The 19822-nt window shown below is 64.4% G+C and carries 25 protein-coding genes; 14 read left to right on the plus strand and 11 right to left on the minus strand.

Features of this window, described 5'->3' with window-relative positions:
• Nucleotides 1-31 precede the first annotated feature (31 nt).
• The gene (locus tag U1738_RS13445) at nucleotides 32-388 is read right to left on the minus strand and encodes a GntR family transcriptional regulator (RefSeq protein ID WP_332789566.1); all 357 of its coding nucleotides are present in this window, start codon (nucleotides 386-388) and stop codon (nucleotides 32-34) included.
• Between the two features lie 41 nt (nucleotides 389-429).
• Nucleotides 430-1005, minus strand: a complete 576-nt coding sequence (locus U1738_RS13450) for a nitroreductase family protein (protein WP_332789759.1) — start codon at nucleotides 1003-1005, stop codon at nucleotides 430-432.
• A gap of 118 nt (nucleotides 1006-1123) precedes the next feature.
• Here U1738_RS13450 and U1738_RS13455 point away from each other — a divergent pair, with 118 nt between their 5' ends.
• Nucleotides 1124-2932, plus strand: coding sequence for a peptide MFS transporter (locus U1738_RS13455; RefSeq protein ID WP_332789567.1), 1809 nt, complete (start codon nucleotides 1124-1126; stop codon nucleotides 2930-2932).
• 21 nt (nucleotides 2933-2953) lie between these two features.
• Here the strand turns inward: U1738_RS13455 and U1738_RS13460 are convergent, their stop codons facing one another.
• Together U1738_RS13460 and U1738_RS13465 are read right to left on the minus strand one after the other, a co-directional pair.
• Entirely contained in the window at nucleotides 2954-5047 is a 2094-nt protein-coding gene (locus tag U1738_RS13460; protein ID WP_332789568.1) for a RelA/SpoT family protein, read from the minus strand.
• A 48-nt stretch (nucleotides 5048-5095) separates the two neighbouring features.
• Nucleotides 5096-5398 (minus strand): CC_3452 family protein, encoded by a 303-nt coding sequence (locus U1738_RS13465; RefSeq protein WP_332789569.1) that lies wholly within the window; start codon nucleotides 5396-5398, stop codon nucleotides 5096-5098.
• Between the two features lie 132 nt (nucleotides 5399-5530).
• Here U1738_RS13465 and U1738_RS13470 point away from each other — a divergent pair, with 132 nt between their 5' ends.
• Nucleotides 5531-6022: a winged helix-turn-helix transcriptional regulator gene (locus U1738_RS13470; RefSeq protein WP_332789570.1), complete on the plus strand. Its 492-nt coding sequence runs from the start codon at nucleotides 5531-5533 to the stop codon at nucleotides 6020-6022.
• Between the two features lie 159 nt (nucleotides 6023-6181).
• Here U1738_RS13470 and U1738_RS13475 read toward each other — a convergent pair whose 3' ends face one another.
• From U1738_RS13475 to U1738_RS13485, 3 genes are read right to left on the minus strand one after another with little or no spacing between them, the layout of a single operon-like run.
• Nucleotides 6182-6601, minus strand: a complete 420-nt coding sequence (locus tag U1738_RS13475; RefSeq protein WP_332789571.1) for an acyl-CoA thioesterase — start codon at nucleotides 6599-6601, stop codon at nucleotides 6182-6184.
• A complete protein-coding gene (locus tag U1738_RS13480) occupies nucleotides 6598-7230 on the minus strand; it encodes an HAD family hydrolase (RefSeq protein ID WP_332789572.1) in 633 nt (210 codons plus the stop codon). The genes U1738_RS13475 and U1738_RS13480 overlap by 4 nt, the downstream gene beginning before the upstream one ends.
• The gene (locus tag U1738_RS13485; protein WP_332789573.1) at nucleotides 7227-7496 is read right to left on the minus strand and encodes a DUF3572 family protein; all 270 of its coding nucleotides are present in this window, start codon (nucleotides 7494-7496) and stop codon (nucleotides 7227-7229) included. The genes U1738_RS13480 and U1738_RS13485 overlap by 4 nt, the downstream gene beginning before the upstream one ends.
• A 43-nt stretch (nucleotides 7497-7539) precedes the next feature.
• On the opposite strand from U1738_RS13485, the gene U1738_RS13490 reads away from it, so the two are divergent.
• Nucleotides 7540-7905: a response regulator gene (locus U1738_RS13490; RefSeq protein ID WP_332789574.1), complete on the plus strand. Its 366-nt coding sequence runs from the start codon at nucleotides 7540-7542 to the stop codon at nucleotides 7903-7905.
• Nucleotides 7906-8133: 228 nt separating this feature from the next.
• Here U1738_RS13490 and rpmG read toward each other — a convergent pair whose 3' ends face one another.
• Nucleotides 8134-8301 (minus strand): 50S ribosomal protein L33, encoded by a 168-nt coding sequence (rpmG, locus tag U1738_RS13495; RefSeq protein WP_055774840.1) that lies wholly within the window; start codon nucleotides 8299-8301, stop codon nucleotides 8134-8136.
• Nucleotides 8302-8477: 176 nt separating this feature from the next.
• Here rpmG and U1738_RS13500 point away from each other — a divergent pair, with 176 nt between their 5' ends.
• From U1738_RS13500 to U1738_RS13510, 3 genes are all read left to right on the plus strand, one after another.
• Nucleotides 8478-8798 (plus strand): hypothetical protein, encoded by a 321-nt coding sequence (locus tag U1738_RS13500; RefSeq protein ID WP_332789575.1) that lies wholly within the window; start codon nucleotides 8478-8480, stop codon nucleotides 8796-8798.
• A 4-nt stretch (nucleotides 8799-8802) separates the two neighbouring features.
• Complete coding sequence (locus U1738_RS13505; protein ID WP_332789576.1) at nucleotides 8803-9369, plus strand: TMEM165/GDT1 family protein; 567 nt, start codon at nucleotides 8803-8805, stop codon at nucleotides 9367-9369.
• Nucleotides 9370-9474: 105 nt separating this feature from the next.
• On the plus strand, nucleotides 9475-9972 hold the full coding sequence (locus U1738_RS13510) for a Dps family protein (RefSeq protein WP_332789577.1): 498 nt from the start codon (nucleotides 9475-9477) through the stop codon (nucleotides 9970-9972).
• A 3-nt stretch (nucleotides 9973-9975) separates the two neighbouring features.
• On the opposite strand, the gene U1738_RS13515 is transcribed toward U1738_RS13510, so the two are convergent.
• Nucleotides 9976-10848, minus strand: a complete 873-nt coding sequence (locus U1738_RS13515; RefSeq protein ID WP_332789578.1) for a metallophosphoesterase — start codon at nucleotides 10846-10848, stop codon at nucleotides 9976-9978.
• Nucleotides 10849-10897: 49 nt separating this feature from the next.
• Here U1738_RS13515 and U1738_RS13520 point away from each other — a divergent pair, with 49 nt between their 5' ends.
• Nucleotides 10898-12493: a cisplatin damage response ATP-dependent DNA ligase gene (locus U1738_RS13520; RefSeq protein ID WP_332789760.1), complete on the plus strand. Its 1596-nt coding sequence runs from the start codon at nucleotides 10898-10900 to the stop codon at nucleotides 12491-12493.
• A gap of 10 nt (nucleotides 12494-12503) precedes the next feature.
• On the opposite strand, the gene U1738_RS13525 is transcribed toward U1738_RS13520, so the two are convergent.
• Nucleotides 12504-13031 carry a thioredoxin family protein gene (locus tag U1738_RS13525; RefSeq protein WP_332789579.1) on the minus strand — a complete coding sequence of 176 codons (528 nt, stop codon included), beginning with the start codon at nucleotides 13029-13031 and terminating at the stop codon, nucleotides 12504-12506.
• A gap of 168 nt (nucleotides 13032-13199) precedes the next feature.
• On the opposite strand from U1738_RS13525, the gene U1738_RS13530 reads away from it, so the two are divergent.
• Together U1738_RS13530 and U1738_RS13535 are read left to right on the plus strand one after the other, a co-directional pair.
• Nucleotides 13200-13622 (plus strand): GFA family protein, encoded by a 423-nt coding sequence (locus U1738_RS13530; protein WP_332789580.1) that lies wholly within the window; start codon nucleotides 13200-13202, stop codon nucleotides 13620-13622.
• Between the two features lie 386 nt (nucleotides 13623-14008).
• Nucleotides 14009-14959, plus strand: coding sequence for a hypothetical protein (locus tag U1738_RS13535; RefSeq protein ID WP_332789581.1), 951 nt, complete (start codon nucleotides 14009-14011; stop codon nucleotides 14957-14959).
• Nucleotides 14960-15158: 199 nt separating this feature from the next.
• Here U1738_RS13535 and U1738_RS13540 read toward each other — a convergent pair whose 3' ends face one another.
• On the minus strand, nucleotides 15159-15989 hold the full coding sequence (locus U1738_RS13540; RefSeq protein WP_332789582.1) for a cold-shock protein: 831 nt from the start codon (nucleotides 15987-15989) through the stop codon (nucleotides 15159-15161).
• A gap of 206 nt (nucleotides 15990-16195) precedes the next feature.
• Here U1738_RS13540 and U1738_RS13545 point away from each other — a divergent pair, with 206 nt between their 5' ends.
• The 5 genes from U1738_RS13545 (at nucleotide 16196) to lptB (ending at nucleotide 19770) form a co-directional block, all read left to right on the plus strand.
• Nucleotides 16196-16993, plus strand: a complete 798-nt coding sequence (locus U1738_RS13545; protein ID WP_332789761.1) for a TerC family protein — start codon at nucleotides 16196-16198, stop codon at nucleotides 16991-16993.
• Between the two features lie 31 nt (nucleotides 16994-17024).
• Nucleotides 17025-17645, plus strand: a complete 621-nt coding sequence (locus U1738_RS13550; protein WP_332789583.1) for a ribonuclease D — start codon at nucleotides 17025-17027, stop codon at nucleotides 17643-17645.
• Nucleotides 17638-18276 carry an LPS export ABC transporter periplasmic protein LptC gene (lptC, locus tag U1738_RS13555; RefSeq protein ID WP_332789584.1) on the plus strand — a complete coding sequence of 213 codons (639 nt, stop codon included), beginning with the start codon at nucleotides 17638-17640 and terminating at the stop codon, nucleotides 18274-18276. The genes U1738_RS13550 and lptC overlap by 8 nt, the downstream gene beginning before the upstream one ends.
• 5 nt (nucleotides 18277-18281) lie before the next feature.
• Nucleotides 18282-18836, plus strand: a complete 555-nt coding sequence (locus U1738_RS13560; RefSeq protein ID WP_332789585.1) for an LptA/OstA family protein — start codon at nucleotides 18282-18284, stop codon at nucleotides 18834-18836.
• 157 nt (nucleotides 18837-18993) lie between these two features.
• On the plus strand, nucleotides 18994-19770 hold the full coding sequence (gene lptB / locus U1738_RS13565) for an LPS export ABC transporter ATP-binding protein (protein ID WP_332789586.1): 777 nt from the start codon (nucleotides 18994-18996) through the stop codon (nucleotides 19768-19770).
• The last annotated feature ends 52 nt before the right edge of the window (nucleotides 19771-19822 follow it).

A 19822-nucleotide genomic window follows, 5' to 3' on the forward strand; every position in this document is an offset into this window, starting at 1 on the left:
TCGCCGGGATGACGATGAGGAGCGGCAGGCGTCAGACCCGCTCGCGCTCCAGCAGATCCGCCGCGTCCAGCCCGAGCAAATCGATATGGCTGCGAATCCGCGGCCAGCTCGTCTTCAGGAACAGCTCCCGCTCGGCGACCTTCAGTTTCTCCGCCGCACCCGGCAGCACGAACATGCCGACGCCGCGCCGCACCTCGACATAGCCGTCGTCCTGGAAGCTTTGATAGGCCTTGGCGACGGTCAGGGGGTTCGCGCCATGTTCGGCGGCGAGCGCGCGGACCGACGGCAATTGATCCCCGGCGCGGAAATCGCCGCGCAGGATCGCGGCCGAGATCGTCGCACGCAGCTTCAGATATACCGGGCTGTCTTCGCTGTTGAGCGCTGTCATGCTGCCTTAATACACCAATGAACCGTTTCGTCCAGTGCCATTTAGGACCATATCGACACGATCCTGTTCATATCGGGACGCGGGCGTTCGTCCAGCGCCCGGCCCGGCGTGCCGAGGAACATGAAGCCGGCAATCCGCTCCGGGGCCGCGCCGAATGCATCGCGCACGGTATCGCTGAAACTCGGCCAGCCGGTCAGCCAGCCGCCGGCAAACCCGCTGGCATGCACCGCGTGCAACAGGTTCATGCACACCGCGCCGGCCGACAATTCCTGCTCCCACAACGGGATATGACTCTCCGTTTTCGGCGAGAACATCACCACCACCAATGCCGGTGCCTGATGCGCGAATTGCTCGAGCGATTCGATCTCCAGCCGCGCCGCCTGCGGCCGCTCGGCGCGATACGCATCGGTGATGATCTGTGCCAGCGCGGCGCGCCGATCGTCCGGTACGATCACGAAGCGCCACGGGGCCAGCTTGCCGTGATCGGGCGTGCGCGCGGCGATCGTCAGGATGTCGGCCATCTGCGCCGCATCCGGCCCGGGCAGGGTCAAGTCGCGCGGCTTGCCCGATCGGCGCGTGGCGAGAAGCGAGAGCGGCGTGGAGAGGTCGTTGAACATTCCCGCCATCTAGTCGCGACGCTCGCGTATTTACACCCCGGCGATTGGCGTTAGTCTCTGCCGCCATCAAGGCACCGCGCCAGACGGTGCCTCAAGTGTTTCAGGGAGCTTAGAAAAGATGGTCGACACCCCCACCGCGGATTCCCGCGGCGAGCCGGATATCAGCCACGTCAATCCGGCCGAGACCAAGACCTGGTTCGGCCATCCACCACAACTCGCGCGCCTGTTCACCACCGAGATGTGGGAGCGGTTCGGCTATTACGGCATGCGCGCGCTGCTGACGCTGTATCTCACCAAGCATTTCGTGTTCGGCGATCGGCAGGCGACCGGCCTGTATGGCGGGTTCACGGCGCTGGTCTATCTCACGCCGTTGATCGGCGGCTATCTCGCCGATCAGTATCTCGGATCGAAGCGCGCGGTGAAGTTCGGCGCGATCCTGATGTCGCTCGGTTATTTCGTATTGTGTTTCGGCGGCCAGACCGCGACGCCATTCGCGACGATCGACGGCCAGCGCTACGCGGTCGAGGTCCGGCAGGAGGGCGGCGCGGAGACGCGCTACGTCACCAATTCCGCCCCCGGCGTAACCGCCGAGCCGCTCAAGGTGAAGGGCAATGACGACGGCACCGTCACGCTGACCCGCGCCGATGGCCAGGTCGCGCAGACCGTCGCCAAGGGCGGTTTCGTTTCCGATGCGGACCGCAGCCCCTTCTATGTCGCGCTGATGCTGCTGGCACTGTCGATGGTCTCGGTCGGCAACGGCTTCTTCAAACCGAACATCTCGACCATGGTCGGTGAACTCTATGCTCAGGGGGATCGCCGACGCGATTCCGGCTTCACGATCTTCTATATGGGTATCAACCTCGGTTCGCTCGGTTCGCAGATCCTCTGCCCATTCCTCGCCGATGCGGTCGGCTGGTGGGCCGGGTTCGGGCTGGCCGCGATCGGCATGCTGTTCTCATTCGCTTTGATCCAGTTCGATGGCGGCAAGCTGGCCGGTTACGGTGAATCGCCGATCGTCTCCGGGCAGAAGGACCCTGCGTTCGGCATCTTCGTGCTCGCCTTGCTGGGCGTGCCGGCCTTCTATCTGCTGTTCGTCAATCTGATGAACATGGCGCCGCAAGTGCCGGGTTCGGGCATCATCGGTTACATCGCGTCGCTCTCGCTGATGGGCAAATTGTTGTTCGGCACTTTCCTCATCGCGGTACCGGGCATCCTGATCTGGTCGTTCCTGAAGGGATCACGCAAGGAATTCCAGATGATGCTGGCGGCGATGGTGCTGGTGGTGTTCAACGTCGTGTTCTGGACGTTGTTCGAACAGGCCGGCTCGTCGCTCACCCTGTTTGCCGATCGCAACACCGAGCTCTCGCTGCTCGGCATCCCGATCTCCGCCGGGCAGACGCAGTTCTTCAACGCGTTCTTCATCGTCGCTTTGGCACCGGTGATGAGCTTCCTGTGGACCAGCCTCGCCAAACGCGGCCTGGAACCGTCGATCCCGGTGAAGTTCGGCATCGCGCTGATCGGCGTGGGCTTGGGCTTCTTCTTCCTGGTCTGGGGCACGACGTTCGCAGGCCCCGATTTCAAGGTCGCAATGTGGTGGCTCGCGGGGCTCTACTTCATCCACAGCTTTGCCGAATTGTGCATCTCGCCCGTGGGCCTGAGCATGATCACCAAGCTGTCGATCGCGCGGATCGTCGGGCTGATGATGGGCGTGTGGTTCCTGTCGATCTCGGTCGCGCAATATGTCGCCGGCGTCGTCGCGCAAGTGGCGAGCGTCGAGACGGTCGGTGGCGAGGTGACCAATCTCAAGGTCAGCCTCGACACCTATAGCGGCGTGTTCACGACGATCTCGGAGATCGCGATCGGCCTCGGCCTGCTCTTGTTGCTGCTGTCCTGGCCACTCAAGAAGTGGATGCACGGCGTGAAGTAAGCGCCGGCGGTGGGGCCGGGGTCAGACCCGCTCCACCGCATTCACCGCATCGGCGGCGCGCAACGCGCCGATCACGCGCATCAGGTGTTGCGCGTCGTGGACCTCGACGTCGATCGTGTTGGTATGGAAACCGGTATCCCGATTATCGAGCCGCAGATTGACGATATTCGCCATCTGCGCGCCGATGATCGTCGCGATCGTGCCCAACGCCCCGGGTTCGTTCTTCACCTCGACCAGGATACGGCCGGTCGCGCCCTCGGTCTTGTCGCCCCAGGCGAGATCGACCCAATCCGCATCGTCCGCCGCCGCCAGCACCGGGCAATCGATCGTATGTACCTCGATCCCCGCATCGGGCCGGCGCAAACCGACGATGCGATCGCCCGGCACCGGGTGGCAGCATTCGGCGAGATCGAATGCGACGCCCGGCGTCAGCCCACGGATCGAAATCGCACTGGATTGGGGCGGCAGGTCGCGCAGTGCATCCGCGCCGGCGGATCCCGGCATCAGCGCCTCCATCACCTGCGCATCAGTCACGCGCCGCCGCGCGATCGCCTCCATGAGCGCGGCTTCGTCGGCGAGTTTCAGCCGGGTGAGCGCCGCCTTCTGCGCGCCTGCCGCCATCGTTGCGGGCAGGCGCCCGACCAGTTCGTCATAGATCTTGCGCCCCAGCGCTTGGGTCTCCTCGCGCTCCTTCAGGCGCAGATGGCGGCGGATGCCGGCCAGCGCCTTGCCGGTGATCGCGAAGTTCAGCCAGGCCGGTTGCGGCTCCTGCGCCTTGGATCGCAGAATCTGTACCTGATCGCCATTGTCGATCGGTGTGCGCAATTGCACCACGCGCCCGTTGATCTTCGCGCCGACCGCCTGATCGCCAAGATCGGTGTGGACGGCATAAGCGAAATCGACCGGCGTCGCGCCCTTGGGCAACTGGATCAGCTCGCCCTTCGGCGTGAACGCGAAGATGCGATCCTGATACATCGCCATCTTGGTATGTTCGAGCAGCTCCTCCGGGCTTTCCGCCGTATCGAGGATCTCGACCAGATCGCGAATCCAGCTGACCTGCGTTTCGGGCTTCACCTTATCCTGTTTGTACGCCCAGTGCGCGGCGAGGCCGAGTTCCGCCTCCTCGTGCATCGCTTCGGTGCGGATCTGGATTTCGACGCGGGTATTGTCGGCATGGATCACCGAAGTGTGCAGCGACCGGTATCCGTTGCGCTTCGGCGTCGAGATGTAATCCTTGAACCGCCCCGGCACCATCGGCCAGCGGCGGTGGATCTGGCCCAGAGCGGCGTAGCAATCCTCTTCCGTCGGCACGATCGCGCGGAATGCCATGATGTCGCTGAGCTGTTCGAAGCTGATGTGCCGCTCCTGCATCTTCTTCCAGATGCTGAACGGATGCTTCTCGCGTCCCGAGATATCGGCATCGATGCCGTGCCGGCCGAGCAGCAGCTTCAGCCCCGATCCGATCTTGGCGATCCGGTCCCCACCGCCTCCGGTCTTTAGCGATTCCAGCCGCCGCGCGATCGATTCATACGCTTCCGGCTCGAGTTGCGCGAAGGCGAGCGTTTGCATCTCCTTCATGAACTCGTACATGCCGATCCGCTCGGCGAGCGGGGCGTAGATATCCATCGTCTCGCGCGCGATGCGGCGGCGCTTCTCGGGCTTGGCGATGTGATGCAGCGTGCGCATGTTGTGCAGCCGGTCGGCCAGCTTCACCAGCAACACGCGAATATCGCCCGACATGGCGAGCAGGAACTTGCGCAGATTTTCCGCGGCGCGCTCGTTCTCGGTCTGCGCCTCGATCCTGGACAGCTTGGTCACGCCATCGACGAGGCGCGCGACATCGGGGCCGAACAGCGACGTGATCTGTTCGATCGTCGCCACCGTATCCTCGACCGTGTCGTGCAGGATCGCGGTGGCGATGGTCTGATCGTCGAGGTGCAGCTCGGTCAGAATACCGGCGACTTCGATCGGATGGCTGAAATAGGGATCGCCGGAGGCACGCTTCTGTGTGCCGTGCGCGTTGACCGAAAACACGTAAGCGCGGTTGAGCAACGCCTCGTCGGCGTCCGGATCGTAGCTCAACACCCGATCGATCAGTTCATATTGCCGCAGCACGCGCCCACAATGTGGCCGCGTGCCGCTGCTTTGCAACACAAGTTTCAGTTATTTAGCGCGCGAGTTGCACTTGGCGAGCGCGGCTTCGTCGAATGCTTTGCCGTCGGCCGAGAAGCTGGTCAGCGCGCCATAGCGCTTGGCGACCAATTCGCACACGATCGGCGCGCGCGTCGAGGAGGATGGCGCGGTGCACACGCCGTCGGCGCATTTCCACATCACGCCGCCGGTGATCGAGCTGGCCTTGGCCGGTGCCGCGACCGGCTTGGCATCGTAAAAGCCCGCACTTGCAGCAGAAGCTGCGAACAGGGTGGAAGCGGCCAGGGTGGCGGCGAACGAAGCGAATCGGATCATGATGTCCTCCTGAATATATTGCGCAGCACAATAGGTTGCTAAAGGCCACTTATGCCTATAGGTTGCCGCTTGCAACTGAAAATCGATAAATCGTTGCGACCCTTTTCGGAAATGCGATAGGCTGCGGGAATTATGGGCGAAAAATTACGCGAACCGCTGCGCGACCTGGCCGAATGCAGCCTGCCCGCCGCGCTGGAGGCGATGGGCGAACGCTGGTCGTTCCTGATCCTGCGCGGGTCCTTCAACGGGCTGCGCCATTTCGAGGAATTCCAGTCCGAACTCGGCATCGCGCGCAACATCCTCGCCAATCGCCTGTCGCGGCTGGTCGAACACGGCATCTTGAAGCGCGATGCGCTGCCCGAGGATCGTCGCAAGATCGAATATCGCCTGACCGACAAGGGCGAGGCGTTGCTGCCGACGATGCTGGCGCTGCGCCAATGGGGCGAACGCTGGGAAACCGGCTATGCCGCGTCGCCCGTCCTGGTCGACAAGCGCGACATGCGCCCGATCGCGCCGATCCTCGTGCGGGCCTGGGACGGCCGCGCGCTGATCAAGGGAGAGTTGGTCTGGGCCTTGCCCGAGGATGTGGCGACCGGGGAGCCTCACGCCGAGGCGGCTGAGTAAGGTTGAGGTAGCGTAACCCCGCGCGCCCTCCCTCGTCATCCCCGCGAAGGCGGGGATCCCGCTTCTGCTTCTTCCTTACTTCAGATATTGGCTTCAGCCTCGGGCAGGCAGATAGGAGGAGCGTCATCCCCGCCTGCGCGAGGATGACCGGGTGGTAACCTAACTCCCCGCCAATCGCTCCAGAAATGCCCGCACCGGCGCGCCGTGCGATACCGGCCGGCCGGTCGCCAGATCGACGTTCACGATCACCATGTTCACCACGCAATGCAGGTCGCCGGTGACCGCGTGGCACAGGTCAAACCGTTGCGCGAGGCTGCTGTTGCCGATCCGGTCGATCGCCACGAACGCCTCGATCTCGTCGCCCAGCCGGAAGGGTTTGAGATAATCGATCTCCGTACGGCGGACGTTGAATTCGGTGTCCTGCCATTCCGGCAAGGCCTCGATCCCGGTCCATGGCCAGAATTCGGTGACGGCGACGTCGACATATTCGAGATAGCGCGAGTTGAAGACGATCTTCTGCCCGTCGATCTCGGCATAACGCACCTTGAAGCGCGTCGAGAAGACGAACCCGTCCCTCATGCCACCGCATCCGCCGGCAGCCCGGCGACGAAGCGCTCCATGATCCACACCTCCGCGTCGTTCCAGTCGTCGATCCGGGCATGAGCGGCGGGTGCCTTGGCGACGTGCGGCGCCATCGCCGGTTCGGAGATCATGTGGAGACGATGCACCTCGGGCGCATGGCGCGCGACCGATTCGTGATGCACCGCCAGATCGTCGACGAACACCGTGACGCTCGGATCGTATTCCGCGATCAGCCGCGCGACCGGCGTGCCCTTGCCGCCCTGATTGCATTCGACGCGATGCTTGATGCCGAACTTCGCCAGTTGCTCGATCCGCGGCTGGCGGCAGACATCCTGCAAATTGGTCAGCACGACGATATCGGCGATCTCAGACAAGGCCGCCAGCGCCTCGCGGGCGTGCGGCACAAGCGTCTGGCGATCCATCTCGGCCGGAAAGAAGCCGTCGAGCATGCCCCACATATCCTCGCGCGTCACCGCCGGGCCATCGCCGCGCCGCTTGATCGCGGTCGAGAAATCGCCGCCGCCGAGCGCGAAATCCATGTCGTGCGTCTCGCCCAGCCACACGCCGAAATGGCGCACCATGTGCAACAGCACCTCGTCGCAATCGGTGATCAGCAGCGGCTTCATGCGTCCAGCTCCGCGCGCGCCGCGACCAGAGCCGCCGGGGTCACGCTCAGCCCTTCGGCACAGGCGATCAGGTCGGGCTCGTGATTCTCCAGGAAGCCCAGCGTCGCGGCGAGCACCGCCGGATCGCTCGCCCGCGTGCGTAGATCGGCGGGCGTCAGGCCGGTCACGTCGAGCAGGCGGATCGCGCGCTCCGGCTCCACCAATGTCCATACCAAAGCGCGCAATGCCAATGCGGCTGCGTCTTCATTTGTCTCGGACGCACGCATTGCCTATCACTCTCGCATTATCGGCTGGAAGGATCGTGCGGGCGTGGCAAAAAGGGTGCTCGTTGTCGAGGACAATGAACTCAATTTGAAGCTGTTCTGCGATCTCCTGCGCGCGCACGAATATCTGCCCGAGGGGGTCCGCGATGGCCGCGAGGCGGTCGAACGCGCACGCGATTTCCGGCCCGATCTGGTCATCATGGACATCCAGTTGCCGCATGTCAGCGGTTACGAACTGATCGTGCAGTTGAAGGCGGACGAGACGTTGCGCTCGATCCCGATCATGGCCGTCACCGCTTATGCCGGGCGCGACGACGAGGACCGGATTCGCGCGGCGGGGGCGGATGCCTATGTGTCCAAGCCGATTTCGCTGGCGCGGTTCGTGGACGAGGTGAGCGGGCTGCTGCCTTAAAGCTTTCCATCTTCTCTTCCCCGGCGCAGGCCGGGGCCCAGTCGGGAGACAGAAATAATCGGGCGCTGCGAGACGTAATCTCGACCATCGCGACTGGGCCCCGGCCTGCGCCAGGGAAGCATAGGAAAGGGAGCAGGCAGGCAAAAGCAAAAAGCCGCAAGGCTTGCGCCCGCGGCTCCGCATTCCCGTCGAGGAAACGATCGCTGGTGGCTCACGCCACCGGCGCGATCACTTGATCTTGGTTTCCTTGAACTCGACATGCTTGCGCACGACGGGATCGTACTTCGAGAAGCTCAGCTTCTCGGTCTTGGTGCGCGGATTCTTCTTCGTGACGTAGAAGAAGCCCGTGTCTGCCGTGCTCAGCAGCTTGATCTTGACGGTGGTCGGCTTTGCCATGACCCGAATTCCTGAATCTGTAAAAAAGCAAAAGCGGCAGACGTGCTGCCGCTCACAAGCCGCGTCCGTTGGGGCAAGCACGCCGCCAAGTCAAGTCCGGCGTGCGCCCGAAGCGCCATTTACCGCCTGTTTACCACGGCGGGTGCACGTTCGGGGGCGTAGCGGGAGCATGGGGCATGGGACAGAGCGAGACATCCGGAACCGTCCGGGAGGAACTGGCGGCGCGAATCGGTATGCTCGATGCATGCATCGGCCTGAAACGCCCCGACGATCTGGCGCGCGAGATCGATGCGATCCGCGATCTTGCCCATCGGCACGGCATGCGCCCCGCCGTCACCGTCGCCCAAGCGCTGGAAATGGCGCTGGCCCGAGGCGAACGCGGGCCGCTGATCCATGGCTGGCTCGCCATCCTGCGCGACGCGATCGGCAGCGAACGGCATGACGACGCCGCCTGCGATACGTTCCGCGCCGCCTGCGCCGTGCGCATGTTCGGATAATGTCTTGGACGCATTGATGGCGGCTCTGGTCGCGGCGCTGCTGGCGCAGGCGACCGACCGCACCCCCTGGCTGACCGCGATCCTCGCCACCCGATTCGGTCGGCCCGGCGCGGTGATCCTCGGCACCGCGCTCGCGCTGGCGATCGGCAATGCGGTCGCCGCAGTCTGCGGCATCCTGATCGCCGCGCATATGTCGCCCAATGCGCGCGACCTGTTTCTCGCCATTGCGCTGATCTTCGCGGGCGGATCGTGTCTGGTGGCGATCAAGCCGCCCGAGCGGCTCGATACGTGGACAATCGGAGCGTTCGCCACCAGCCTGTTCGGCGTGGGCGTTCTGGCGCTGGGCGATCGCAGCCAGTTCATCACGCTGGCGATCACGGCACGCAGCCCATCCCCCGCGCTCGCCGCGATCGGCGCGACGATCGGCGCGCTGGCGATCAACGTGCCCGCCATCGTGCTCGGCGAACCGGCACGCCGCAAGCTGCCGATCGCCGCCGCACGTTTCGTGGTCGCCGCCATCTTCCTGATCGCCGGCATCGTGCTGGCTTTGGGCGCTATTCGGTTGATCTGATCGGTCGATCACACAGATCGGGCAATTTCGCATGGGGCGGGCGGAGCGATTCCGCTATCGGATCGTTATCGCAACGACCCCACGCCATCACAGGAAACCCGACCCATGGCCGATCCCGCCGCCCCGCTGAAGACCCCGACCGACATCAAGAGCAACGCGGCAAAATCCGTCGCCGAGGCGCTGAACGGCATCCTCGCCGACAGCTTCGCTTTGTATCTCAAGACCAAGAATTTCCACTGGCACGTCTCCGGCCCGCATTTCCGCGATTATCATCTGATGCTCGACGATCAGGCGACGCAGATCCTGGGCACCACCGATGCGATCGCCGAGCGCGTGCGCAAGACCGGCAACACCACCCTGCGCTCGATCGGCGACATCGCCCGCCATCAGACGATCAAGGACAATGACGAGAGCTTCGTCAGCCCCACCGACATGCTGGTCGAGCTGCGCGAGGACAATCTGAAGCTGGTCGAGGCCCTGCGCGAGGCCAAGCATATCGTCGACGACGCCAAGGACAATGCGACCAGCGGCATCCTCGACGAATGGACCGACCTGGCCGAGGAACGCGCCTGGTTCCTGTTCGAGGCCAGCCGCAACGGCTGAGGTTCAGTTCGCTTTTGCCGCCGCCGGGCCGAGGGTCAGCACCCAGAGGTCCGGCGGTGCGTCGATCCGGATCGGCGCGATGCTGGTGCCGATGCCGCTGGTGACGATCACCTTGTCCCGCCCGGCCGAAGATACGCCGCACAGGAAGATCGCCCGGTAATCGATCAGGGTCAGCACCGGGCCCAGTCCGGGCACCGCGATCTGCCCGCAATGCGTGTGCCCGGCCAGGATCAACCGCGGACCGTCATCGGGCAACAGAAGCTTGAGGTCCCGTCCCTGCATCGCTCGGGCGGCATCGGGATCGTGGACCATCACGATTCGGGCACCCGGCAGCGCCGACAGAGCGCGCATCGTTTTCGGGATATTGCCGTAACGATGGCCGAGATCGTCGATCCCGCCGATCGCCAGTGGCCCGCGCCGGATCGCCTCGTTTCTCAACACCGTGACGTTCGCGTTGGCGAGCGCGGCCCTGACCACGCCGACATCCGTGCCGTAATCGTGATTGCCGAGCACCGCGACGACGCCCAGCGGCGCGCGCAATCGCGCCAGGCCGGCGGCGAGATCGGCTGCCGAGCCTCGTGCCATGTCGGGCGTGTGGCCGGCAATGAAATCGCCTGCGATCAGGATGATGTCGGGCCGCAGCGCGTTGATCTGATCGACGATCCGCGTCAGCCGCTGCCGCCCCATCGCCAGATTGCCGAAATGCACGTCGCTGATCAAAACCGCGCTTACCGGCTTGGCGCCGGCCGGCCAGTCGGCAAGCGGCAGGGTGATGAGCCTTGCCACAGGATCGCGCCGAGCTTCGAACAGGCCGTAAAGCGCGAGGGCCAGCGCGATCAGTACGCCCGCGCCGAGAATTTTGAAGATCGTCCGCACATCCGCCCTCTAGCCGGAGCACGAACGGTGCGCCATGCGTTGTCCCGCCATGCGCGCCTTTGCCGACCTGCTCGATGCCCTGATCTACACGCGTTCCCGCAACGCCAAGCTGAAGCTGATCGGCGATTATCTTCGCGTCACGCCCGATCCCGATCGCGGCTGGGGACTCGCTGCGCTGACCGGCGATCTTGACCTGCCCGGCGTCAAGCCGGCCGTGATCCGCGCACTGATCGAGGCGCGCGTCGATCCCATATTGTACCGCATGAGCCGGGACTATGTCGGCGACAGTGCCGAGACGATCGCCTTGCTGTGGCCCACGCCCCCAATTCCACCGGCCGAGGCGGAACCGCTGACCATCACGCAGGCGGTGGAGACGCTCAATTCGCTGTCGCGCTCGGACGCCCCCACCGCGCTGGCCGGGATGCTCGACCGGTTGGATGCCGAGGAGCGTTTCGCGTTACTTAAAATGGCGACCGGCGCGCTGCGCATCGGGGTCAGCGCACGTCTCGCCAAGACCGCGCTCGCCACCGCGTTCGGCATCGATGTCGAGGCGGTCGAGGAAGTGTGGCACGGCATCGACCCGCCTTATGCAAGCCTGTTCGCTTGGGCGGAAGGGACCGGCGAACAACCGACCGCCGCCGACGTGCCCGTATTCCGCCCGTTCATGCTCGCACATCCGCTGGAGGATCTGCGCGTCGATCTCGCCGATTATGCCGCCGAATGGAAATGGGACGGCATTCGCGTGCAGATCGTCCATGTCGCGGGCGAAACGCGGCTGTTCAGCCGCACCGGCGACGATGTGACCGGCAGTTTCCCCGACGTGGCGCGCGCCTTCACCACGCCGGGCGTGATCGACGGCGAATTGCTGGTGAAGGGCGAGCATCAGGGCGGTACGCTGGAGGATGGCGGGGGTGCTGCGAGCTTCAACGCGCTCCAGCAGCGGCTCGGCCGCAAGATCGTCTCGGCGAAGATGCTGGCCGATTACCCTGCCTTTGCTCGCGTCTACGATATCCTGTTCGACGGCAACGAAGACCTGCGCGAATTGCCGTGGACCGAGCGGCGCGTCCGGCTCGAAGCGTTCGTCGCTCGGCTCGATCCCGACCGGTTCGATCTCAGCCAGGTGATCGAGGCGGAGGATTTCACCGCGCTGGAAGGCATCCGCGCCGGTGCGCGCGACGCCGCGATCGAGGGCGTGATGCTCAAGCGGCGCACTTCGCCCTATGTCACCGGGCGTCGCGTCGGCCTGTGGTACAAATGGAAGCGGGATCCGCTGACCGCCGATTGCGTGATGATGTACGCGCAGCGCGGTTCGGGCCGTCGCTCATCCTTTTATAGCGACTATACGTTCGGCTGCTGGACCGAAGACGGCGAGTTGCTTCCCGTCGGCAAGGCCTATTCGGGCATCACCGACGAGGAACTGAAGATGCTCGACAAATTCGTCCGCGGCCACACGCTCAATCGGTTTGGCCCCGTGCGCGAGGTCGAGAAGACGCTCGTGCTGGAGATCGCGTTCGATTCGATCCATGAGTCGAAACGCCACAAATCCGGCGTCGCGATGCGCTTCCCCCGGATTGCGCGGATCAGGACCGACAAGCCTGCAGCCGAAGCGGACACGGTGGCGGGGCTGAGACGGCTGATCGTCTAGCGGCCCGGCTTTACTTCACCCATTGCGCCAGCCAGTCGGCCAGCCCCTGCGGGCTCATGCTGCGCGCATCGGCCAGTGCGGCGGTGCGGCCGGCATTGATCAGCTTGTCGGTGCGCGGATCGACGATCAGCAGGCTGGGTACGCCTTCCAGCCGCTTGGTGATGCCGTAATGCGCGGGCACCTGAAGGTTCTTGTCGAAGCGGCCGATATCGACCGTGACGACCTCGTAATGCCTGTCGACGAACGCCTTTAGCGCGCCGGTATCCATCGTGCCGGCGAGCAGGCGACAATCGAGGCACCAGTTTCCGCCGAGATCGATCAGCAGCAGCTTACGCTTCGCCTTGGCCCGCGCCTTGGCGGCGGCGACCTGGGCATCGGCATTGGCCTGTTCGTCGTAGGGCAGCGGCAGGGGCTTGGCGAGTTGCTCGAAACTCGTGATGCCGACGCGTGGCGGCGTCGCGGCGGTTGCGGGCGCGATCATCGCGAGCGTGGCTACGGTGGCAACGGTGGCAGCAATGGGGGCGAGGATGTGGCGCATCGGGAAACTCCTTGGGGGACGCGCAACACCTATCACGGCATTTTGCGAAATTCCGAGCAACAAAGCCTTCGTGGCGTGAAGAAAAGGCCATCACCCGAGCCAGAAACCGCGTTGGGCTGTTCCATTTCGGGCTGTTCGCGCCGACATCGTCGCTGCTAGGTGGAAACCATGATCACACTCTCCTGCCTCTGCGGCCAGGTCGTCGCGAACGTCGGCCAACGTCCGGATTTCATTCATGAATGCAATTGCGATTTGTGCAGCAAGACCGGCGCGCGCTGGGGCTATTTCGACCCATCGGGGGTGAGCATCGCGGGCGCGACGAAAGGCTATTGCCGGCAGGACAAGGACGATCCCTCGGCGGAAACCCGGTTCTGCGAAACCTGTGGATCGACGACGCATTTCGTGCTGACCGAAAGCGCGGTGGCGAAGTTCGGGAACACGATGATGGGCGTCAACATGGGATTGGCGAACGAACGCGATCTGGCGGGGATAGAATTGCGTTTCCCGGATGGACGAGCCTGGGCGGGCGCGGGCGAGTTCGGCTATGTTCGGGAGGCGCGCGTCATTGGGGAAACGACCGTCCTGGAATGATGTCGGAACCAAATTCTGTCCGCTTCGATACGCTTTTTTCCAGCGCTTGCTGCCGGTGATTTGGCCGAAAGTCACACAAGGTCACACAGTATCGAGGGTTCTTCGCGCCTGAGATGCGGGATAACGGGCCAGTGCTGAGAAAGAGTGAGGGGAGTCTGGCAGAGTCGAGGCTTGTAGGACAGCAATAATGCGCCGGTTCGATGGCCAGACAGCTGGTCGCTTTCGGCCCTCAACAAGTTCGGAAAGGCGCTAACGGCTTATACGCGTTCGCCCTCGGCGTCGTTCGTACGCAATCTCGCGTTGTGGTGGAAACGCGGACAGACGGGCGTCCTGCAATTCGATGGCGGGCAGTGGCCTCGAAGTCGCCGCAATTGATGGCGTAGAAAATGCCCGACGCTATTGGAGATGTGTGCATGATTGCTGCGGCGTTGTTGCTATCGGCCATAGCGGGCGCACCGCCCACCTGCGCTCACCCTGCGGCCACGCAACAGTCGGATGCTCCGATGCCTGGCGTCCGGCACGTGTTCCAGAACGGCGAGCGCTACCCGCTAAGGCTTTTCTGGATCGATCCGCAGGGCCGGAAAATCGATCAGGGCTCGATAGCGCCAGGCGCTTATCTTTCAGTGCAGACATTCGTCGGCCACGCCTTCGAATTGACCGACCCCGCCGGTCGTTGCCGATCATCGGTTCGGATCGGCGACGCTTTCACCGGCACCTATCTTGGCACGAGCCGCTACCGATCCGTTGCCGTCAGCGCAGGATGGCATGTTTTCATCGATCAAGCTCTTCGCCCCGACGCCGAACCGGCGCGGGCAGCGCTCGACACTATCGCGCGCATGCTTCAGCAGGTTGATGCTACCCTGCCGGCAGCGTCGCTTCTCCAGGTGCGCGCAACGCCGATCTTTCTGCTGGACCATTCCGGTTCGAGCCAGATGTTCCACCGCGACCCGGACTGGCTGACCGCGCATGGCCGGACGGTCGAAATGCTCGATGGTATCGAAGTGTCCGATGCAGGTCTTTTCGTCGAATCGGCCAAGGTCCAGCCGGGGAGCCTGCTGCACGAACTCGCGCACGCATATTACTCACGCCTTGCGGACAAGGACCGCGCCGAAATCGAGCACGTATACCGAACGGCGATGGAGAGCGGTCGCTACCGAAGCGTCAAGCGTCATGACGGCACGGTGGGCGAAGCCTATGCACGGTCTAATGCGGCGGAATATTTTGCCGAACTCAGCGAGGCCCATTTTGGCCGCAACGATTTCTTCCCGTTCACACGAGCCGAACTCATTGCCTATGATCCTGCCGGTGAACGCATGATCGCAGCGCTCTGGCGGTGAGCGACTCCAGACCTCCGCAACCCGATATCATGCGCTCGGCATCATCCGGTATCGACTGCCTCTAACATGCGGCGGACGTCCGGTTTCGGGCGTTGGCAACCGCGCCGTTCGGTTTTCGCAAAGGATCAAAGCACGCAAAGAAAAACCCGGCGAACCATGTGGTCCGCCGGGTCTATCTCTTGGAACTGATCCGAAGCGCTTACGCGATCGAGGTCAGGTTCACCGCTGCGTGCTTGCCGCGACGATCGACTTCCAGTTCGAATTCGAGCCGGTCGCCTTCGTTCAGGCTGGTCATGCCGCCGCGTTCCACGGCCGAGATGTGCACGAACGCATCGGGCTGTCCGTCGTCGCGCTGGATGAAGCCGAAGCCCTTCATCGCGTTGAAGAACTTGACCGTGCCGGTCGCCTTCTCGCCGGTCAGCTGACGCTGCGGTGCCGCGCCGAAGCCGCCGGCTGCGCCGCCGCGCGGTGCACCGCCGGGAGCCGCATCACGCTCGCGCGGCGGGCCGCGGTCGGTGACGGCCATCGGCTCGCCGTCGATCTTGAGGTCGGTCGCCGAGATACGGCCGCCGCGATCGACCAGGGTGAAGCCCAAAGGCTGACCCTCGGCCAGACCGGTCAGGCCGGCCTGCTCGACTGCGCTGATATGCACGAACACGTCCTCGCCGCCATCATCGCGAACGACGAAGCCGAAGCCTTTCTGGCCGTTGAAGAACTTGACCACGCCGGTGCCTTCGCCGACGACCTGAGGGGGCATGCCACGGCCACCGCCGCCGCCGGCACCACCGCCGAAGCCACCACCGCCGCCGCTGCGGAAACCGCCGCCGCCGCCGCCGCCGCCGAACCGGTCGCCACCACCGCCGCCACCGCCGAAGCGATCACCGCCGCCGCCGAAACGATCGCCGCCGCCACCGAAGCGGTCACCACCGCCGAAGCTGCTGCCGCCGCCGAAATCATCGCCGCCGAAACCGTCGCGCTTGTCGCGGCCACGCCCACCGCGGTCACCGCGGCGTCCTTTATCGAAACTCATGCCCTGTTCGTCTTCCCGGTTCGCCCAACTTGCCTATGACACCTGGACGCCGGACGAAAAGCGCAGGTCTCCGGGCACCAAACCAATCGTGCCACCGATTCGGTCTAGCCTAAAAACGTCAACGCTGCGAACGAATTCGTCCAAATTGCGGCACGCCCCGCATCATATGCTTGCAGGAGTGTGGCGTGGACGGCACAGCTGGTGCCATGTCGATCATCGCGCTCCTGTCCGATCCCGCCACCTGGGCCGCCCTCGCCGCGCTGATCGTGCTGGAAGTGGTGCTCGGCATCGACAACCTCATCTTCATCTCGATCCTGTCGAACAAGCTGCCGCCGGAGCAGCAGGTGAAGGCGCGGCGCCTCGGCATCGGGCTGGCTTTGGTCTTGCGGCTCCTGCTGCTGTCGATGATCGCGTGGATCGCGGGGCTTACCGCGCCGGTGTTCGATCTGGGCATCCAGGGTGCGCCCGGCGCGACCGGGCTGCCATCGTTCGAGACGGCGTTTTCGTGGCGCGACCTGATCCTGATCGCCGGCGGCCTGTTCCTGTTGTGGAAGGCGACCAAGGAAATCCATCACAGCATGGACCCGCACGAATCGGGCGAGCAGCTCGACAAGAAGGGTAGGACCGCGCTCAGCTTCGGTTCGGCGATCGCGCAGATCTTGGCGCTCGACATGGTCTTTTCGATCGATTCGATCCTCACCGCGATCGGCATGACCGACGATCTGCCGGTGATGGTGATCGCGGTGATCTTCGCCGTCACGGTGATGCTGCTGGCGGCGACGCCGCTCGCCAATTTCATCGAGGAAAACCCGACGGTGGTGATGCTGGCGCTCGGGTTTCTGCTGATGATCGGCGCGGTGCTGATCGCCGACGGCTTCGGCGTGCATGTGCCCAAGGGCTATATCTATGCCGCGATGGCCTTCTCGGCCGGGGTCGAGACGCTCAACATCCTGTCGCGCAAACGGCGCGAGCGGCGTGAGGCGGCCACCGCCACACGCCATTGAGCGTTCGGCATTTCGCGGCTAGGCGGAATGCATGACCGTTTATTTGCATGAAGAAGACCTGCCCGCCGGCCTGTTCGCCGATGGTGCCGACATTGCTGTTGATACCGAGACGATGGGGCTGCTGACCCCGCGCGACCGGTTGTGCGTGGTGCAATTGTCGGATGGCGGGACAGACGAGCATCTCGTCCGCTTTTCGCCCGGCAGCGATTATGCCGCGCCGAACCTGCGCGCGCTGCTGGCCGACCCCGGCCGCGTGAAACTCTATCATTTCGGGCGGTTCGATCTTGCCGCGATCAAACATTATCTCGGCGTCGATGCGACGCCGGTCTATTGCACCAAGATCGCCTCGCGGCTGGTGCGCACCTATACCGATCGCCACGGGCTGAAGGAGCTGGTGCGCGAATTGTTGCAGACCGATATCTCCAAGGCGCAGCAATCGTCCGACTGGGGCGGGCCGGTGCTGAGCGAGGCGCAGAAGGATTATGCCGCGTCGGACGTGCGCTATCTCCACCGCCTGCGCGAAGAACTCGACCGGCGGCTGGCGCGCGAAGGCCGCGCGGACCTGGCGAAAGCGTGCTTCGATTTCCTGCCGCACCGTGCCGAGCTCGACCTGGCCGGCTGGCCCGAGACCGACATCTTCGCGCATGTCTGACATCGCCGCACGGACCCGATCCGAGCGGCAGATCTGGGCCGCGCCGGGCAGCAGCCACGACCGGCTCGTGCGGCTGTCGAGCGTCGTGCTGCCGGTGGCGATCGGGGTGCTGGCCGCATTCCTCGTCATGGCGCCGCTGACGATGCGCGGCGACGTGTCGTTCCTCCTCGACAAGAACAAGGTGGAGGTGGCCAAGGAACGGCTGCGCATCCAGCAGGCGCTGTACCGCGGCGAGGATGGCAAGGGCCAGCCGTTCGCGCTGACCGCAGGTTCGGCGATCCAGAAGAGTTCGGCCGAACCGATCGTGCGGCTGACGACCTTGTCCGCCGCGATCCGCCTGACCGACGGGCCGGCAAGCCTGATCGCGAACAATGGCCGCTATAACATGAACACCGAACAGGTGATGATGGACGGGCCGATCCTGTTCCGCGCCGCCAACGGATACCGGCTCGACACGCAGGATTCGATCGTCGACCTGAAGACCCGCAAGCTGCAGAGCGGCGGCGCGGTGACCGGCACCGTGCCGCAAGGCAAGTTCAGCGCGGATGCGATGAAGGCCGATCTCGAAACGCATGTCGTGACGCTGGACGGCAACGCACGCTTGCGGATCTTACCGGGAAGGGCGAAATAGCCGCGATGTCCAATCCTATTCGTTTCGTGGCGCTGGCCGCCTTGGTGTTCGCCGGTGCCGCCTCGGCGCAGTCGAAGCATAATTCGAACGCGCCGATCGATTTCGGCGCGGACCATATCGAATTGCAGGACAAGGCGAACCGCGCCGTCCTGTCTGGAAACGTATCGGTCAAGCAGGCCGAGATGACGCTGAAATCGGCCCGCATGACCGTGTCCTATACCGGGCAGGTGATCGACGGCAGCCCGCAAGTGTCGCGGCTCGACGCGTCCGGCAACGTCGTCGTCACGCGGCCGGACCAGACGGCGCGCGGCAATTTCGCGGTCTACGATCTCAATCGCCGCGTCGTGACGATGCTCGGCGCGGTGACGCTGACGCAGGGCGGCAATACGGTGAATGGCGGGCGGCTGACGATGAACCTCGACAGCGGGCGCGCGGTGATCGACGGATCGTCGGTCGGCGGCACGCGCGCCAATGGCGACGGTACGACGACCGCGGCGCCGGGCGGGCGCGTCACCGGCCGCTTCTCCGTACCCAAGCGCGACCAGCCTGCGACCAACTGAGTTCGCGCGCCGTTCGAGGCGGCACATCGCGCAAATCGCCGGGTTTCACCGCTTCGCCCTTCCAACCGGCGCGCGTCTGCGGCATGAGCCATGCAGGAAGCTTGCCAATTTGCATTCGGTAAGCTTTTTCTAACCCTAAGCTGCGAGCAGGGATGCGATGACCGACACTGCGATCCTCGAAAAGATGCCGCCGATTCACGAAAAGCCCGTCGCACAGGGTCTGGCCGTGGTGTCGATCGCGAAATCGTACGACAAGCGCGTCGTGCTGACCGACGTATCGGTCAGCGTCGGGCGCGGCGAGGTGATCGGCCTGCTCGGGCCAAATGGTGCCGGCAAGACGACCTGCTTTTATTCGGTGATGGGCCTGGTGAAGCCGGATTCGGGCCGCATCATGCTCGACGGCGACGATATCACCGGCCTGCCGATGTATCGCCGCGCGATCCTGGGGCTCGGCTATCTGCCGCAGGAAACCAGCATCTTTCGCGGCCTGTCGGTCGAGAAGAACATCCTCACCGTCCTCGAGCTGGCCGAGCCGGACAAGGACGCGCGGGCCGAAAAACTCGAAAAGCTGCTCGGCGAATTCGGCCTGACCCGGCTGCGCGACGCGCCGGCGATGGCGCTGTCGGGCGGCGAACGCCGCCGCGCCGAAATCGCCCGCGCGCTGGCCGCCGAACCCTCAATCATGCTGCTCGACGAGCCCTTCGCGGGCATCGATCCGATCTCGATCTCCGACATTCGCGATCTCGTCTGCCAGTTGAAGGATCGCGGCATCGGCGTGCTGATCACCGATCACAACGTGCGCGAGACGCTCGACATCGTCGATCGCGCCTACATCATCTATGACGGCCGCGTGCTGTTCACCGGATCGCCGGCCGAACTCGTCGCTGACGCCAATGTTCGCCGGCTGTACCTCGGCGAGAGTTTCTCGCTTTAGTCATGTCCCGCGCCCCCCTTTCCCGTCACCCCGGCGCAGGCCGGGGCCGCCG

Source organism: Parasphingomonas caseinilytica, assembly GCF_036663755.1.
Lineage (GTDB): Bacteria > Pseudomonadota > Alphaproteobacteria > Sphingomonadales > Sphingomonadaceae > Sphingomonas.

Bases quoted from the DNA above. Each gene is read 5' to 3' on its own strand.
- U1738_RS13475 (WP_332789571.1), bottom strand. From the start codon at position 6,601: ATGAGGGACGGGTTCGTCTTCTCGACGCGCTTCAAGGTGCGTTATGCC.
- U1738_RS13455 (WP_332789567.1), top strand. From the start codon at position 1,124: ATGGTCGACACCCCCACCGCGGATTCCCGCGGCGAGCCGGATATCAGC.
- U1738_RS13535 (WP_332789581.1), top strand. From the start codon at position 14,009: ATGCCCGACGCTATTGGAGATGTGTGCATGATTGCTGCGGCGTTGTTG.
- U1738_RS13540 (WP_332789582.1), bottom strand. From the start codon at position 15,989: ATGAGTTTCGATAAAGGACGCCGCGGTGACCGCGGTGGGCGTGGCCGC.
- U1738_RS13470 (WP_332789570.1), top strand. From the start codon at position 5,531: ATGGGCGAAAAATTACGCGAACCGCTGCGCGACCTGGCCGAATGCAGC.
- U1738_RS13520 (WP_332789760.1), top strand. From the start codon at position 10,898: ATGCGCGCCTTTGCCGACCTGCTCGATGCCCTGATCTACACGCGTTCC.
- U1738_RS13545 (WP_332789761.1), top strand. From the start codon at position 16,196: ATGTCGATCATCGCGCTCCTGTCCGATCCCGCCACCTGGGCCGCCCTC.
- U1738_RS13560 (WP_332789585.1), top strand. From the start codon at position 18,282: ATGTCCAATCCTATTCGTTTCGTGGCGCTGGCCGCCTTGGTGTTCGCC.
- U1738_RS13525 (WP_332789579.1), bottom strand. From the start codon at position 13,031: ATGCGCCACATCCTCGCCCCCATTGCTGCCACCGTTGCCACCGTAGCC.
- lptB (WP_332789586.1), top strand. From the start codon at position 18,994: ATGACCGACACTGCGATCCTCGAAAAGATGCCGCCGATTCACGAAAAG.
- U1738_RS13510 (WP_332789577.1), top strand. From the start codon at position 9,475: ATGGCCGATCCCGCCGCCCCGCTGAAGACCCCGACCGACATCAAGAGC.
- U1738_RS13530 (WP_332789580.1), top strand. From the start codon at position 13,200: ATGATCACACTCTCCTGCCTCTGCGGCCAGGTCGTCGCGAACGTCGGC.
- U1738_RS13550 (WP_332789583.1), top strand. From the start codon at position 17,025: ATGACCGTTTATTTGCATGAAGAAGACCTGCCCGCCGGCCTGTTCGCC.
- U1738_RS13500 (WP_332789575.1), top strand. From the start codon at position 8,478: ATGGGACAGAGCGAGACATCCGGAACCGTCCGGGAGGAACTGGCGGCG.
- U1738_RS13465 (WP_332789569.1), bottom strand. From the start codon at position 5,398: ATGATCCGATTCGCTTCGTTCGCCGCCACCCTGGCCGCTTCCACCCTG.
- rpmG (WP_055774840.1), bottom strand. From the start codon at position 8,301: ATGGCAAAGCCGACCACCGTCAAGATCAAGCTGCTGAGCACGGCAGAC.
- U1738_RS13445 (WP_332789566.1), bottom strand. From the start codon at position 388: ATGACAGCGCTCAACAGCGAAGACAGCCCGGTATATCTGAAGCTGCGT.
- U1738_RS13450 (WP_332789759.1), bottom strand. From the start codon at position 1,005: ATGTTCAACGACCTCTCCACGCCGCTCTCGCTTCTCGCCACGCGCCGA.
- U1738_RS13485 (WP_332789573.1), bottom strand. From the start codon at position 7,496: ATGCGTGCGTCCGAGACAAATGAAGACGCAGCCGCATTGGCATTGCGC.
- U1738_RS13480 (WP_332789572.1), bottom strand. From the start codon at position 7,230: ATGAAGCCGCTGCTGATCACCGATTGCGACGAGGTGCTGTTGCACATG.
- lptC (WP_332789584.1), top strand. From the start codon at position 17,638: ATGTCTGACATCGCCGCACGGACCCGATCCGAGCGGCAGATCTGGGCC.